Genomic DNA, 14,059 nt, shown 5'->3' on the forward strand with positions numbered 1-14,059 from the left:
ACGGCCGGAATACAACGATCCCAATGCCGAACGGCAACCGGGCCCCCATGGCCCGCAGCGCAACATCCGTGAAAAACTCTGAGTGGGACTATAGCCAGCAGGGGGTAGCGCTTGATCCCTCTAAAGTGTGATTTGCATCACCAACCTGTCTGCCACAACCCTTTCGCCACGCCGACGAAGGCCGGCGCGGGAAGGATGGCTGAAAATTCTGAAATCACAAGTGAAGCCGCGAGTTAGAGCATTGCCGCGCCCGAACGGGCGCGGCGAAGGGGGTCAGAGCGTGGACAGGAACGTACTGTTGTTGGCCTGCCACTCGATGATGTCAACGCGGATACGTTTTTTGTCGAGTTTGCCGACACTGGTCTTGGGAATTTCAGTAACAACGGCGATCTGGCTTGGAATCGCCCACTTGCTCAAGTGCCCCAACTCCACGAACGGCTTGAGGTGCTCCTTAAGCTCTCGGGCACCTATCACATGGCCATCACGCACCACCAGCAACGCAAACGGGCGCTCGCCCCATTGCGGGTCGGCGATGCCCACCACCGCTACTTCGCGTACCGCCGGGTGACGGCTGACCAGATCTTCGAGGGCCAATGACGAAATCCACTCGCCGCCGGTCTTGATCACGTCCTTGATGCGGTCGCGAATATCGATCACGCCAAACGCGTCCAGGGTGGCCACGTCACCGGTGTGCATCCAGCCGCCTTCCCACAGTTCGGCGCCCTTTTGCGGCTCATTGAAATAACCTTCACTGAGCCACGGCGCACGCAGCACCAGTTCACCCTGGGACTCGCCGTCGGCGGGCAAAAAGTTGCCGTCGCCGTCGATAATTGCCGCTTCCACCAACGGCCCGGGCACGCCGGCCTTGATGCGGTAGGTGGTGCGCTCGTCTTCGGTGCCGGCCATCAACTCTTCGTTGAGATGGGCGCAGGACACCAGCGGCCCGGTTTCGGACATGCCATACGCGGCCGTCAGCTGAATGCCCCGCGCCTTGGACGCTTCATACAACGTGCGGTTGAGCGCGCTGCCGCCGATGACGATTTTCCAGCCGCCAAAATCCACGTTTTGGGCGGCCTTGGCGTTGAGCACCATTTGCAGGATGGTCGGCACACAGTGGGAGAAGGTGACCTTTTCTTTGCGCCACAGCTCCACCAGGTATTCCGGGTCGTAACGGCCGGGGTAGACCTGCTTCAAACCGAGCATGGTTGCCACATACGGCAAGCCCCAGGCGTGGACGTGGAACATCGGTGTGATCGGCATGTACACGTCGTTGGTGCCCAGCAGGCGCACGCTGTCGACACTGCCCATGATGGTGGCCACGCCCATGGTGTGCAGCACCAACTGGCGATGGGTGAAGTACACACCCTTGGGGTTGCCGGTGGTGCCGGTGGTGTAGAAGGTGGTGGCGACGGAGTTTTCGTCGAAGTCCTGGAAGTCGTACTTGGGGCTGGCGGCCGCCAGCAGGGTTTCGTACTCGCCGACCAGGTTCGGCAACTCGGCAGTCTTGGCGTCAGCGTCGGTGAGCAGCAAGGTCTTGTCGACGGTGGTCAGGTGCCCGGCAATCGCCTGGTAGAGCCCCACGAACTCGCTGTTGACCAGCACAAAGCGGTCCTCGGCGTGATTCATGGTGTAGAGAATCTGTTCCGGCGACAGGCGCACGTTGATGGTGTGGATCACCGCGCCGATCATCGGGATGGCGAACATGCACTCCAGGTAACGGTGGCTGTCCCAGTCCATCACTGCCACGGTGTCACCGGCCTTGACCCCGGCTTGGGTCAGCACATTGGCCAGGCGCGCGACCCGCTCGATCAGGGTTGGGTAGGTGTAACGCAGCTTGTCGCGGTAGATGATTTCCCGGGTCTTCTCGTAACGCGCCCCGGACATCAACAGGCGTTTGATCAACAACGGGTATTGGTAAGCGCCTTCGGCGGGCGGGATAACACGGGTCTGCAACATACGAATCCCTTATCTGACTGCACGGTCTTGGCTAAGACCTGCACTGTAGAGCGCTAATGTTTCAGCCAAATCAGCCAAAGGAATGATTTGCAGCGGCCAATGAATGCTAGCTTTGCGCCACTACTGGAGCCTTATAGCGATTCCCTGTGGGAGCTGGCTTGCCTGCGATAGCGTCGCCTCGGTGCAACTGATACACCGAGGCGCCTGCATCGCGGGCAAGCCCGGCTCCCACAGTGGCCGTGTGTTACCCGTGTGGCTTTATTTCATGCTGGTAAACGCCAACTTCACACCAATGGCAATCAGCACCGCGCCCATGGTCCGATCAAACCAATGCCCCATCCGCGCAAACCCGGCGCGCACGCGCTGCTGGCTGAACAGCATGGCCACCAGGCAGAACCACAACGCCGTCGCCACTGCCAGGTACACACCGTAACCAGCCTGGATCGCCAGTGGCGTGTGCGGGTTGATCACCACCGTGAACAGCGACAGGAAGAACAGCGTGGCCTTCGGGTTCAAGCCATTGGTGACGAACCCTGCGGTAAACGCCCCGCGTGGGGTGCGCTCGCCGACTTCACGGTGCAACTCGCCCTCGGCGGGCGGCTTGGCCGGCTGCGCGCGCAAAGCCTTGAAGCCGATGTACAGCAGGTACGCAGCGGCGGCCCACTTCAGCGCGTTGAACAGCACAATGGACTGCGACACGATCAAGCCGATGCCCAGCAGCGAGTACCCCACGTGCAGGAAAATCGCCGAGCCCACGCCCAGCGCAGTCCAGGTGCCGGCGCGACGGCCATGGGTAACACTTTCACGCACCACCACGGCGAAATCCGGGCCGGGGCTGGCCACTGCCAACAAGTGAATCAGGGCTACGGTCAAAAACTCGGCGACGTACATGCTCACTCCATTAAGTAACTGATTATTTCATCTGATAGGCTCGGCAGATTACGCCTTCGAACCTCGTCGCAAAAGGTACAGTTGAGAATGAACAATCGCCGCGCCGTCTTCCTTGATCACCCGTCCCTGGACCTGGGCGACCTCGACCTCAGCGAGCTGCGCAACAGCTTCAGTGATTTGCAGCTGTTCACCGACACCACGCCACAGAATGTGCTTGAACGCGTGCAAGGCGCCCAGGTGGTGATCAGTAACAAGATCCCCCTCAACGCGCAAACCCTGGCGGCCTGCCCTGAGCTCAAGCTGATCCTGGTGTCGGCCACCGGCACCAACAACATCGACCTCGACGCCGCCCGCGCACACGGCATTACCGTGAGTAATTGCCACGGCTACGGCACGCCATCGGTGGCGCAACACACGATCATGCTGCTGCTCAACCTGGCGACGCGTCTGAAGGACTATCAACAGGATGTAACGGCAGGCAAATGGCAACAGGCCAAGCAGTTCTGCCTGCTGGACTACCCGATTGTCGAGCTGGAAGGCAAAACCCTCGGCCTGCTCGGCCATGGTGAACTGGGCGGCGCGGTGGCACGCCTGGCCGAAGCTTTTGGCATGCGCGTGGTGCTCGGCGCCATTCCCGGGCGCCCTGCCCGCGCCGACCGCGTGCCGCTGGATGAGCTGCTCGCACAGGTCGACGCGCTGACCTTGCACTGCCCGCTCAATGAACACACTCGCGACTTTATCGGCACCCGTGAACTGGCACTGCTCAAGCCGGGCGCGTTTATCGTCAACACCGCGCGTGGTGGTTTGATCAACGAACAGGCGCTGGCAGATGCCTTGCGCAGCGGCCATTTGGGCGGCGCGGCCACCGACGTGCTGAGCGTGGAACCACCCGTGAATGGCAACCCGTTGCTGGCCGGCGACATTCCCCGCTTGATCGTCACCCCGCACAACGCCTGGGGCAGTCGCGAAGCGCGCCAGCGTATCGTCGGCCAACTGGCCGAAAACGCCCGAGGCTTTTTCAGCGGTGCCCCGCTGCGCGTCGTCAGTTGATAAACTGCGCCCCTTTTCAAGGAGCAGACTATGGATCCGCGCAGTGAAGTACTGCTTCGTCAGGCCGAACTTTTTCAAGGCAACCTGCTGCTGGTAGGCTTGCCCGCTGACGACTTGCTCGGCCGACTGCCCAATGCCCACGGCTGGAGCTGGCATGCCGGCGATCAGGCCGCACTGGATGCGCGCTTTCCCGAGCGCAGCCAGTTCGGCGTGAACGTGCCCGAACGCGGGTTTGATGCGGCAGTGATTTTCCTTCCAAAATCCAAAGACCTCACCGACTACCTGCTCAACGCCGTGGCCGCACGCTTGCCCGGCGCCGAGCTGTTTTTGGTCGGGGAGAAAAAGGGCGGCATCGAAAGTGCCGCCAAGCAGATGATTCCGTACGGCAAGCCGCGCAAGCTCGACAACGCGCGGCATTGCCAACTTTGGCAAGTCACCGTGGCCAACGCCCCGCAAGCGGTCGAGCTGGAAAGCCTGGCGCAAGTCTTCGAGGTGCCGCTGGCCGAAGGGCCGCTGAAGGTGGTGAGCCTGCCCGGCGTGTTCAGCCATGGTCGGCTGGATCGCGGCACCGAGCTGCTGCTGGAGCACCTGGATAAGCTACCGAGCGGGCATCTGCTCGACTTTGGTTGCGGCGCCGGCGTGCTCGGGGCTGCGGTCAAGCGCCGTTACCCGCATAACAGCGTGACGATGCTCGATGTGGACGCCTTCGCCGCCGCCAGCAGCCGCCTGACTCTGGCGGCCAACGGTCTGGAAGCCGAGGTGTTGACCGGTGACGGTATCGACGCCGCGCCGATGGGTTTGAACGCGATTTTAAGCAACCCGCCGTTCCATGTCGGTGTACATACGGATTATTTCGCTACGGAAAACCTGCTGCGAAAAGCGGCGAAACACCTGGCAAAAGGTGGCGAACTTCGCTTGGTCGCCAACAGTTTCCTCAAGTATCAACCGTTGATCGAAGAGCACTTGGGCGTGTGTGCGATCAAGGCCGAGGGCAATGGTTTTCGCATTTACCGTGCCAAACGCGGCTGAGGGCGATTTGAAAAAGAACGCTTGCCGAATGGGTTTTGCCTAGGCAGAATCCGCTCCGTCCTAGGGGAGTAGTCTCCCACGAGCGCCATGCTCGTCCGGCATACGTCAACATACTTGGTCAACAGACCATGGCGTATGCGACCCAGGAGTCCGCACAGACGGACCGGGGTTTGACAAGACCTATGACACGCACACCTTACCCGGGGCGGGAAGGCTGTACGTGTCATAGCCGTGTCGGCCCGCCCCTGGAAACCTACCTGATGCTGGATTCATTACTCGTTCCTACCGCAATCGTTGCCTTGGCCGAAATCGGCGACAAGACGCAACTGCTCGCGCTCATCCTTGCCGCACGCTTTCGCAAACCCTGGCCGATCATCGCCGGCATTGTCGCCGCGACCCTGGCCAACCATGCGGCCGCCGGTGCCGTGGGGGCCTGGTTCGGCAGTTTCTTCTCGGATGCGGTGTTGCACTGGATCCTCGCAGCGAGCTTCTGTGCCACCGCGCTGTGGACTTTGGTGCCGGACAAACTCGACGATGACGAAGCCAGTACCACGCGCAAGTTCGGGCCGTTCCTGACCACGCTGATTGCGTTCTTCCTCGCCGAAATCGGTGACAAGACCCAGATCGCCACGGTGATGCTGGCGGCGCAGTACCCGGAGTTGTGGCTGGTGATTATCGGCACCACGCTGGGCATGCTGATTGCCAACGTGCCGGTGGTATTGGCGGGGAATTTTGCGGCGGAAAAACTGCCGCTGACTTTGATTCGTCGACTGGCGGCTACGGCGTTTTTCGTCCTGGCGGTGGTGGCGGTGTACAAGGCCATGCAAAGCAGCGGCTGGATCTAAACTCGATGTAAACCTGTGGGAGCTGGCTTGCCTGCGATGGCATCACCTCGGTACACCTTACAAACCGAGTCGCCTGCATCGCGGGCAAGCCCGGCTCCCACACTGGACCGCGTTAACTCAGGACTTTTTGGCCTGCTGGTACAGCGGCATCACCTTCGGAATCGCCGCCTGCAACGAGGCGATTCGGCTGTCGGAGGCCGGGTGAGTGCTCATGAACTCCGGTGTCCCGCCCTGGGAAGCCTTGGCCATCTTGTTCCACAAGGTGATCGCGGCATTCGGGTTGTAGCCGGCGCGGGCCGAAAGCTCCAGGCCGATCAAGTCGGCTTCATTCTCGTTGCCGCGACTGTTGGGCAACGTCAGGCCGTATTTAACGGCAGCATCACCAATCGCCATACTGTCTTGGCCCAACCCCAACAAGGCTGAGGCGCCCTGCTTGGCCATTTCGATACCGTACGCTTTGGACATGGCCTCACGACTGTGCTCGCGCAAGGCGTGGGCGATTTCATGCCCCATCACCGCCGCCAACTCGTCATCGGTCAATTTGAGGTCGTCGATCAGCGCGCTGTATACGAATATCTTGCCGCCTGGCCCGCAGTTAGCGTTGATCTCGTCGCTTTTGATCAGGTTCACTTCCCATTGCCACTGCGCCGCGTCCGGGCGGAACGCCGGTACTTGCACGATCAAACGCTTGGCAATCGCCTGCACGCGCTTGGCGTTGGCACTCGTCTTGTCGACGACACCTTTGCTGCTCGCCTCGCCCAAGGTCTTTTGATAGGACTGGGCATACATCTGGTCGACTTCCTGACTCGACAACAGGCTGTACATGTATTGCTTGCGCTCAACGCCAACGGCACCGCCACTGGTGGTGTTGACCACCTGGCAACCGGCCAGCAGCATCGCTGCACTGAGTACACTTACCACCAATGACTTTTTCATGACGCTCTCCCTGAAATCCTGGCGCGTATCCTAGGCGGTCATGTGTATCTGCGCCAGATACACACGACGTGTAACCACTAACTTTCAGATACATCCCACACACCCACAGCGGCGGCGAACTGCCCGTTTGCGACATCTCGCACTATTTCGCCCGCCAAGCCTTAAGCCTCCAGTGCCCATGGCCGATACAAAAAGGCAGCCCACCTGCCCTGCGCCTGGAGCCTCCATGAAATTCAAGTCGATTCAGTTTTCTGTCGCCGCATTGACCGGGGCCATCGTGCTGAGTGTGGTCGCAGTGCTGGTGCTCTATGCAGTGTTTGCCGGTGCCCGCACCCAGGAGCTGGTGCAGGAGCGCACCCAGGCGCAATTTGAGCAGATCATCGAGCAGCGCCTCACCGCTTTGGCGCAAACCCAGGCCACGCTGATTCAGCGCGAACTGGAGGCACCACTGGTGACCGCCAAAGGCCTGGCCACCGCCAATGCCCTGCTGGCGATGAAAGACGCCAAGGGCGAACCCGCGCTGCAGGTCGGCCGCGAGCAATTGATCAACCTGCTGCATGAAACCGTGGCGCGCAACCCGAAAATCCTCGGCGCCTACATCGGCTGGGAACCCAATGCCATCGACCATAACGACGCCGCCTACGTAAACACCCCAATTGTCGGCATGGCCGCCGACGGCCGTTTCCTGCCGTGGTGGTACCGCAACGCCGATGGCAGCCTGGGCCTGGATAAGCTCGCTGACGTCAACGATCAGAAGATCCTGTCAACCGGCGTGCGCGCCAGTGAGTACTACCTGTGCTCCAAAGAGAGCAAGAAGCCCTGCGCCATCGACCCGGCGCCTTATAAAGTCGGGAATGCGATGGTGATGCTCGCCTCGTTTATCGAACCGATCATGGTCGACGGCACGTTCCAGGGCATCGTCGGCGCCGACCTGTCGGTGAACTTCATCCAGGACATGCTCACCCGCGCCGACCAGAACCTGTACAACGGCGCCGGCGAACTGGCGCTGATCTCCAGCAACGGTCGCCTGGTGGCCTATACCAAGGACGCCAGCAAGCTTGGCGAAAAAGCCAGCGACCTGCTCGACAGCAACGAGCTGGCCAACCTCGGCCAGTTGAAAGTCGGCGAAGTGCGCTACGACATCGACAAGGAGCACGGGCATATCGAGCTGTTCCTGCCCTTCAACATCGGCCAGGCCGAAGCGCGCTGGACCTTGATGCTGCAACTGCCGCTGAGTGCGGTAATGGCCGACTCGCAGAAGCTGCAAAGCGACCTGCAAGCCCAGCGCAAGACCGACACCTTCGGCATGGCCATGGTCGGCCTGTTGATCGCCGGTATCGGTTTGCTGGTGATCTGGCTGGTGGGCCATGGCATCGCCCGCCCGCTCAAGCAAATGGTGGCCATGCTCAACGATATCGCCCAGGGCGAAGGCGACCTTACCCGCCGCCTCACCAGTGATCGCGCCGATGAACTGGGCGCGATTGCCAACGGCTTTAATACCTTCCTGATCAAGTTGCAGGGCATGATCACTCAGGTCGTGAGTTCGGTGCAGAAGGTCAGCGACTCGTCGGAACACACCGCCGATATCGCCATCCGCACCAACCAGGGCGTGCATAAACAGATGGTCGAGATCGACCAGGTGGCCACCGCTGTGCACGAAATGACCGCCACTGCGCAAGACGTGGCACGCAACGCCACCCAGGCCGCGCAAGCCGCCAGCCATGCCGACCAGGCCGCAAGCCAAGGCATGCGTATTGTGCGCGACACGTCCACTTCCATCGGCGCGCTGGCTGAAGAAATCGGCAAGGCGGTCGGTGTGGTGCAAACCCTGGCCAAGGACAGCGAAAATATCAACGCGATCCTCACGGCGATTCGCGGGATTGCCGAGCAGACCAACCTGCTGGCGCTCAACGCCGCCATCGAAGCGGCCCGCGCCGGTGAGCAAGGGCGTGGCTTTGCGGTGGTGGCCGATGAGGTGCGCAACCTGGCGCAGAAAACCCAAAAAGCCACTGAAGAAATCCAGACCATGATCCAACAGCTGCAACAAGGCACGCGCGATGTGGTGCGGGTGATGGAAGACAGCCAGCACCGTACCGACGAAAGCGTGCAGCACGCGGCGAAGGCGGCCGAAGCGCTGGAGACCATTACCCAGGCGGTGTCGGTGATCAACGACATGAACACGCAAATCGCCAGCGCGGCCGAAGAGCAGAGCGCCGTGGCCGAGGACATCAATCGCAATGTGATCAATATTGGCCAGGTGGCCAATGAGGTGGCGGGTGGTGCGGATGAGTCCAGCGCAGCGAGTGCGGATTTGACCAAGTTGGCGGAGCAGCAGCGGCGGTTGATCAATCAGTTCAAGGTCTGAGGCCGCTATCGCAGCGATGCGGCGACCCGACAAGCCAGCTCCCACATTTGGATTTGTGAATACACTCAACATGTGGGAGCTGGCTTGCCTGCGATGAGTCCAGCAAAGCCAACCTCAACCTGGGGTCAGACACTCCGGCCCATTCAACTTCGGATCATTGACCATATTGGCCAACACCCGCTCGCGCAACGCGGCAGGCTCGCTGGCCAACAAGCCCTGCAACACGTGCAGCGGCGTCTCAGGATTCAACCACGCCTCTTGCCCTGCCGCCTCCAGAATCAACGGCCGCCGCTGACTCTGCGCGGCCTGGGTCACCACCGCCGTACTCAGCCACACCTGCTCTTGCACCGGATACGCTTCCCAGATCGCCGCAAAAAACAGTGTCGAGCCTTCACCCGGCGTCAGCCAATACGGGCGTTTACGCTGGGTGCCGCGCCATTCGTAGAAACCGTTGGCCGGCAGCAGGCAACGGCGCTGGCGCAAGGCTTCGCGAAACATCGGTTGTTCGGCCAGGGTTTCGGCGCGCGCGTGGGCTGGCGTGCGCGAAAGGTCGGTGAGCCACGGTGGCGTGAGGCCCCAGCGCGCACGGGCCAGGGTGCGCTGGCCTTCGCTCAGGCGCTGGATCAGCACCGAATCATTCGGGGAGATGTTCCACTGGGCCTGCTGGTCGGCCGGGAAGCCCGGCAAGGCAGCAAAGGAAGGGTTCCAGCGAAACAGGGCATAACGTCCACACATGGGGCAACACGACTCTTGGGGTAAACCGACCGACAGCCTAACAGACCAACACGTCGGGGAAGCTGTCGGGTTCATCGCCGGGCATGGGTTGCGCGCCGTTATAGGCCGTAATCAATTCGCGGGCGTAGGCGGCCTGGTCGTTGTCGACTTCCAGGCCCAACAGGCCGAAGATCGGCAACTCGCCGGTCCCACCGAGCAAATGGCGCCCCACCAGGTGCGCCTCGATGCCTTCACTGGCAAGCATCTGTTGCAGCAGCTCGCCCTCCATCAGGTTTTCCGGTTCGTAGATTCGCTGCATGGGGTGTACCTGTTACTCGTTTTCGCTGCGCACGTTCAGCATCCATTCGTCATCATGCACCTGTAGCTCGAAAGTAATGGGCCGGCAGCACACCGGGCAATCCTCTATATATTGCTGATCGCCTCCCGACAGGTCCAGCAACGCCGTGACCACCTCTCCACAATAAGGACATTCGTACGACTCCTCTTCCATCGCGGTCTCCCAGGTGACTTGTGCGTATAATCGCCGGTCTATTTACAGGGCTATTCACGGCAGAGCCAATATTGCGGCCGCACCCTGATATTTCCTTTACTTACCCTAGCCGTTTCTAACAAGAGAGCATGATGGGCGAATTCGATACCATCCGACCTTACAACGACAGCGAAGTCCCGGCCGTGCTGGCGCGCCTGTTCAGTGACAAGGCCTTTCTGGACATCCTGACTCACTTTCGCTTCCCGCGCTTTGCCGGCGCCCTGGGCTGGCTGCTCAAGCCGATGATCGCCCGCAAACTGCGCCGTGAATTTGCCGGCGTCACCACCGTGGCCACGCTGCAGGACAAAGTCGAGTACTACGTCGATCACACCATAGATCGGGCGACCGACGGCGTGACTTATACCGGCGTCGAGCAGCTCAAGTCCGGCACCGCCTATCTGTTTCTGGCCAACCACCGCGATATCGTGATGGACCCGGCCTTCGTCAACTATGCCGTGTACCACGCCGGCCTGCCGACGCCACGCATCGCCATCGGCGACAACCTGCTGCAAAAGCCGTTTGTCAGCGACCTGATGCGCCTGAACAAGAGCTTTATCGTGCACCGCTCGATCACTGGGCGAAAGGAGAAGATGGCGGCGTATAACCTGCTGTCGGCCTATATCAACCATTCGATCCGCAACGACTGCCAGTCGATCTGGATCGCCCAGGCCGAAGGGCGGGCCAAGGACGGGGATGATCGCACCGAGTCGGCGATCCTCAAGATGTTCCACGTCAGCCGCAAGGACGAGCCGTTTGCAGAGGTGATCCAGTCGCTGAACCTGACGCCGGTGTCGATCAGCTATGAATACGACCCATGCGACAGCGCCAAGGCCCGCGAGCTGTACATCCGCGCCACCACCGGCACCTACAGCAAGGCGCCAGGTGAAGACGATGTGAGCATTGCGCTGGGCATTACCGGCTACAAGGGCCGCGTGCACGTGAACTTCGCACCGCCGATCACCGAACGCTTTGAAGACACCAAACTGTTGGCCGTAGAAATGGACCGCCAGATTCTCGGCGGTTATCGCCTGTTCCCGGTGCATTACCTGGCGTATGCGCAGTGGAGCGACGCCGACCCGCAATTGCAGGTGCCGGCGGCAGCCGAGGTGTTCCCGGCCGATGAGCTGGCCAAGGCCAAAGCGGAGTGGGAGCGGCGCTTGAATGAATGCCCGGTGGAACACCGGCCGTACTTGGTGACGCAGTATGCGACGCCGGTGAGGAATCAATACCGGGTCAAGGCCGGGATTCCTCTGTAAATACCAAACCAAAATGTGGGAGCGGGCTTGCCCGCGATGGCGGCGTGTCAGAACCGAATCTATCGACTGGCACACTGCTATCGCGGGCAAGCCAGCTCCCACATTGGTCTTTCGGTGGTTTTAGAGGTGGGTGCTGAGCCAGGACACGGCCAGCGCCAGGCCGAGGCAGGCAAACCCGAGGCGGTAAGCCAGGCGATGCGACCGTTCGGTACGCACATCCAGAAACAACATCGGTTGGTCGATCGCGCGGTCTTCGCTTTGGGCGGTCAGGTCGGCCAGCGCTCGCTGCTCGCGCAGGCGGGTAATGAACAGCAGCGCTGCACCCGGGCAGGCCACCAATAAAGCCACAGCATTGATCAGCAGTGCGGGCAGCGCCATCGCAAACCTCGGTAGACGAGTGTCTTGGTATCAATTCAGATACAAACCTGAATGATATTGGCCTCCTGCCGCTGAAACGTTCCGTCCCCCATGTACGGTTAATGTATCCAGTAATTTACAGCGTCACCTGAACGTCACCTTAACAAGCCACTCTGTTGCCCTTCGAACGCTTGGGAGCTTGTCATGCTGCACGCACAAAACCAGGATCGGCTGTACCTGATCGCCCAGAACGATGAACAGGAAGCGCTGGTCGGCGGCCTCGCATTCAACGTCCAGGACCGCCACTGGCTGGTGTATTGCGCGCTCGGCGGGCACCAGCATGCCGACCTGCCGGAGCTGGACCTGCTCACTGGCGTGAGTGTGCTGGACTTTTATGTCGAAACGGCTGCATGAAGGCTACAGGCATAAAAAAACCGGGCTCATTGCTGAGCCCGGCGATGGGGGCGTTGCGCCCGCCTGACGGTTACTGCGCGTTGAGAAGCGAACCGATGCTCGGGTCTTTGAACAAGCGCGTCAGGGCATCACTCAACACGTCGCTGACCAGCTTGGTGTTGGTTTCCTGGTTCGGCGACATACCGAAGCGCTGGTTCAGGGACGCGCCGTAGCGGCCACTGTAGCGGCGTGTGCCGGCGCTGACGTCGGACTTGAAGGTCGCGCCGATGGAGGCTTCCGTCACATACAGGCCTTCTTTGGGCGACTGGTACTTCAGCTCAGCCAGGGTGATGGTCAACTGCGGCGCGCCCGGCGAGTTGGCCGGGGTGAAGCCCAGCAGGCGCACGGCGGCTTCAGCCTGGGCTTGCAGCTTGGGCAGCACGTCCTGGCCTTGTACCGAAATCAGCGCGGTCTCAGGGTACAGACCACCACGGGAACCCAGGGTTGGCGAAGGACGACCATCTACCACGCGCACCGATACCGGCTGGCCGTGGCCGACAGGCGCCAGTTGCGCCGTGACTTTAGGTTGCGGGCTGAGTTGTTGCGGGCTGTTGGCGCAGCCAACCAGGGTCAAACTGGTCACAGTGATCAAACCGAACAACAGGCGTTGCAACATACTCATTTCTCCAGGACTAGGTGCAAACAGGCCGCCAGTATAACGGCGCATGTGGGCCACTCACCAGCCATCCTGAACGGCAGCTGAAGGCGGGCTGAAATTACAATTTCGCATAATTTCGTCACTCCACTGTCATGGCACACTGGCAACCTTCAAGCATGTAACGTAACAGGTACAAAGCCATGCGCCTTCTTAAATCATTGTTCATGTCCCACCCCCGCCATCGCCACTACGCACGGCTCGATGCCAATGGCCATTGCGTGGCGTTCAAGCAGTGCAGCCTGCCACCCGTGGGCGAGGGCTGGGTGGAAGTCACGGAGACACATCTGGGCTGGATGCACCGCCCACTGCCAATGAACGCCCGAATCAGCCCACGGGTTGCCCACACGCACTCGCGGCACGCACTGGCTTCCTGAACGCCCTAATAAAAGTCACAAAACACGCCCATTTCCCTGGCGTTCTTCGCTACAATCTCCCCCCGATTATAAGGACGTCTCCTGATCGGGCCTCGCAGCATCGTTAATGCCTCGGTATTAACCCCCCAATCGCCCACAGAGAGCCGCCCACACAGATCGAGTGAAGCTGGCGCGCTTGCTGTTTTCTTTGCAAACCACCCCTCTTTACCGAATCTGCCAGAGCTGCCATTGCGCTCGGCCACTTGAGTTGTTTGCCCGTCTTGCCGCGTGTCGGCAGGGGTTTACGGGCCAGGTGCCAGGCTGGGGCAGCCCTTTTTTGAGGTTCACGTCTTCAAAAGAGCGTGAAAAAAACGGGTTTTCACAACTTCACAAGAGTGTGGCGAGCAAATGAATAGTTTGGCGTTTGTACAAGCACCATCAGCGTCTGGAACAGCCCAACCACACAGGACCGAGTACTCCTCAAACACCGGAGCTTGAGCCTGTCCGCTACGGTTTGATTGCACAAATCGCACGTTTTGACCATAAGTCGAATTGCCACAGGCGCCCATGAATGCGTTCATAGGCAGATTAGCCTGGCAGGAAGCGTGTGCTGAAGTTGCAAAGAATTGCGAAACGGACATGGCGA

The 14,059-nt window shown here is 60.6% G+C and carries 15 protein-coding genes, 1 pseudogene and 1 riboswitch; of the genes and pseudogenes, 8 read left to right on the top strand and 8 right to left on the bottom strand.

Annotated elements, in window-relative coordinates:
• Positions 1 to 273: 273 nt before the first annotated feature.
• Positions 274 to 1,956 carry a fatty acid--CoA ligase gene (locus HX790_RS06120; protein ID WP_017138206.1) on the bottom strand — a complete coding sequence of 561 codons (1,683 nt, stop codon included), beginning with the start codon at positions 1,954 to 1,956 and terminating at the stop codon, positions 274 to 276.
• A 258-nt stretch (positions 1,957 to 2,214) separates the two neighbouring features.
• Positions 2,215 to 2,847 carry a LysE family translocator gene (locus HX790_RS06125; protein WP_056859000.1) on the bottom strand — a complete coding sequence of 211 codons (633 nt, stop codon included), beginning with the start codon at positions 2,845 to 2,847 and terminating at the stop codon, positions 2,215 to 2,217.
• 87 nt (positions 2,848 to 2,934) lie between these two features.
• On the opposite strand from HX790_RS06125, the gene HX790_RS06130 reads away from it, so the two are divergent.
• The 3 genes from HX790_RS06130 (at position 2,935) to HX790_RS06140 (ending at position 5,771) form a co-directional block, all read left to right on the top strand.
• Entirely contained in the window at positions 2,935 to 3,897 is a 963-nt protein-coding gene (locus HX790_RS06130; protein WP_138449571.1) for a 2-hydroxyacid dehydrogenase, read from the top strand.
• A gap of 30 nt (positions 3,898 to 3,927) precedes the next feature.
• Positions 3,928 to 4,926, top strand: coding sequence for a class I SAM-dependent methyltransferase (locus HX790_RS06135; protein ID WP_017138209.1), 999 nt, complete (start codon positions 3,928 to 3,930; stop codon positions 4,924 to 4,926).
• 51 nt (positions 4,927 to 4,977) lie between these two features.
• Positions 4,978 to 5,097: riboswitch (yybP-ykoY riboswitch) on the top strand.
• A gap of 89 nt (positions 5,098 to 5,186) precedes the next feature.
• On the top strand, positions 5,187 to 5,771 hold the full coding sequence (locus HX790_RS06140; RefSeq protein WP_016974259.1) for a TMEM165/GDT1 family protein: 585 nt from the start codon (positions 5,187 to 5,189) through the stop codon (positions 5,769 to 5,771).
• Positions 5,772 to 5,888: 117 nt separating this feature from the next.
• Here HX790_RS06140 and HX790_RS06145 read toward each other — a convergent pair whose 3' ends face one another.
• The gene (locus tag HX790_RS06145; protein WP_017138210.1) at positions 5,889 to 6,707 is read right to left on the bottom strand and encodes a M48 family metallopeptidase; all 819 of its coding nucleotides are present in this window, start codon (positions 6,705 to 6,707) and stop codon (positions 5,889 to 5,891) included.
• 1,312 nt (positions 6,708 to 8,019) lie between these two features.
• Here HX790_RS06145 and HX790_RS29790 point away from each other — a divergent pair.
• Together HX790_RS29790 and HX790_RS29795 are read left to right on the top strand one after the other, a co-directional pair.
• Positions 8,020 to 8,214: pseudogene (locus HX790_RS29790) on the top strand (HAMP domain-containing protein); the annotation flags it as partial.
• 114 nt (positions 8,215 to 8,328) lie between these two features.
• The gene (locus tag HX790_RS29795; RefSeq protein ID WP_371318487.1) at positions 8,329 to 9,072 is read left to right on the top strand and encodes a methyl-accepting chemotaxis protein; all 744 of its coding nucleotides are present in this window, start codon (positions 8,329 to 8,331) and stop codon (positions 9,070 to 9,072) included.
• 114 nt (positions 9,073 to 9,186) lie between these two features.
• On the opposite strand, the gene HX790_RS06155 is transcribed toward HX790_RS29795, so the two are convergent.
• Genes HX790_RS06155 through HX790_RS06165 form a run of 3 tightly spaced genes read right to left on the bottom strand, consistent with a single transcriptional unit; the run spans position 9,187 to position 10,297 of the window.
• Positions 9,187 to 9,807, bottom strand: coding sequence for an SOS response-associated peptidase (locus HX790_RS06155; RefSeq protein WP_176991350.1), 621 nt, complete (start codon positions 9,805 to 9,807; stop codon positions 9,187 to 9,189).
• 37 nt (positions 9,808 to 9,844) lie between these two features.
• The gene (locus HX790_RS06160) at positions 9,845 to 10,105 is read right to left on the bottom strand and encodes a putative signal transducing protein (RefSeq protein WP_017138212.1); all 261 of its coding nucleotides are present in this window, start codon (positions 10,103 to 10,105) and stop codon (positions 9,845 to 9,847) included.
• 12 nt (positions 10,106 to 10,117) lie between these two features.
• A complete protein-coding gene (locus tag HX790_RS06165; protein WP_017138213.1) occupies positions 10,118 to 10,297 on the bottom strand; it encodes a CPXCG motif-containing cysteine-rich protein in 180 nt (59 codons plus the stop codon).
• 131 nt (positions 10,298 to 10,428) lie between these two features.
• Between HX790_RS06165 and HX790_RS06170 the strand changes: the two genes are divergently transcribed.
• A complete protein-coding gene (locus tag HX790_RS06170) occupies positions 10,429 to 11,592 on the top strand; it encodes a 1-acyl-sn-glycerol-3-phosphate acyltransferase (protein ID WP_026013785.1) in 1,164 nt (387 codons plus the stop codon).
• 120 nt (positions 11,593 to 11,712) lie between these two features.
• On the opposite strand, the gene HX790_RS06175 is transcribed toward HX790_RS06170, so the two are convergent.
• Positions 11,713 to 11,970 (bottom strand): hypothetical protein, encoded by a 258-nt coding sequence (locus HX790_RS06175; protein WP_176991351.1) that lies wholly within the window; start codon positions 11,968 to 11,970, stop codon positions 11,713 to 11,715.
• 183 nt (positions 11,971 to 12,153) lie between these two features.
• On the opposite strand from HX790_RS06175, the gene HX790_RS06180 reads away from it, so the two are divergent.
• Positions 12,154 to 12,363, top strand: coding sequence for a hypothetical protein (locus tag HX790_RS06180; protein WP_017138216.1), 210 nt, complete (start codon positions 12,154 to 12,156; stop codon positions 12,361 to 12,363).
• 70 nt (positions 12,364 to 12,433) lie between these two features.
• Here HX790_RS06180 and HX790_RS06185 read toward each other — a convergent pair whose 3' ends face one another.
• The gene (locus HX790_RS06185; RefSeq protein ID WP_017138217.1) at positions 12,434 to 13,018 is read right to left on the bottom strand and encodes a YajG family lipoprotein; all 585 of its coding nucleotides are present in this window, start codon (positions 13,016 to 13,018) and stop codon (positions 12,434 to 12,436) included.
• Positions 13,019 to 13,200: 182 nt separating this feature from the next.
• Between HX790_RS06185 and HX790_RS06190 the strand changes: the two genes are divergently transcribed.
• Positions 13,201 to 13,434 carry a hypothetical protein gene (locus HX790_RS06190; RefSeq protein WP_017138218.1) on the top strand — a complete coding sequence of 78 codons (234 nt, stop codon included), beginning with the start codon at positions 13,201 to 13,203 and terminating at the stop codon, positions 13,432 to 13,434.
• Positions 13,435 to 14,059 lie beyond the last annotated feature (625 nt).

Source organism: Pseudomonas sp. IPO3747, assembly GCF_013385245.1.
GTDB lineage: Bacteria > Pseudomonadota > Gammaproteobacteria > Pseudomonadales > Pseudomonadaceae > Aquipseudomonas > Aquipseudomonas edaphica.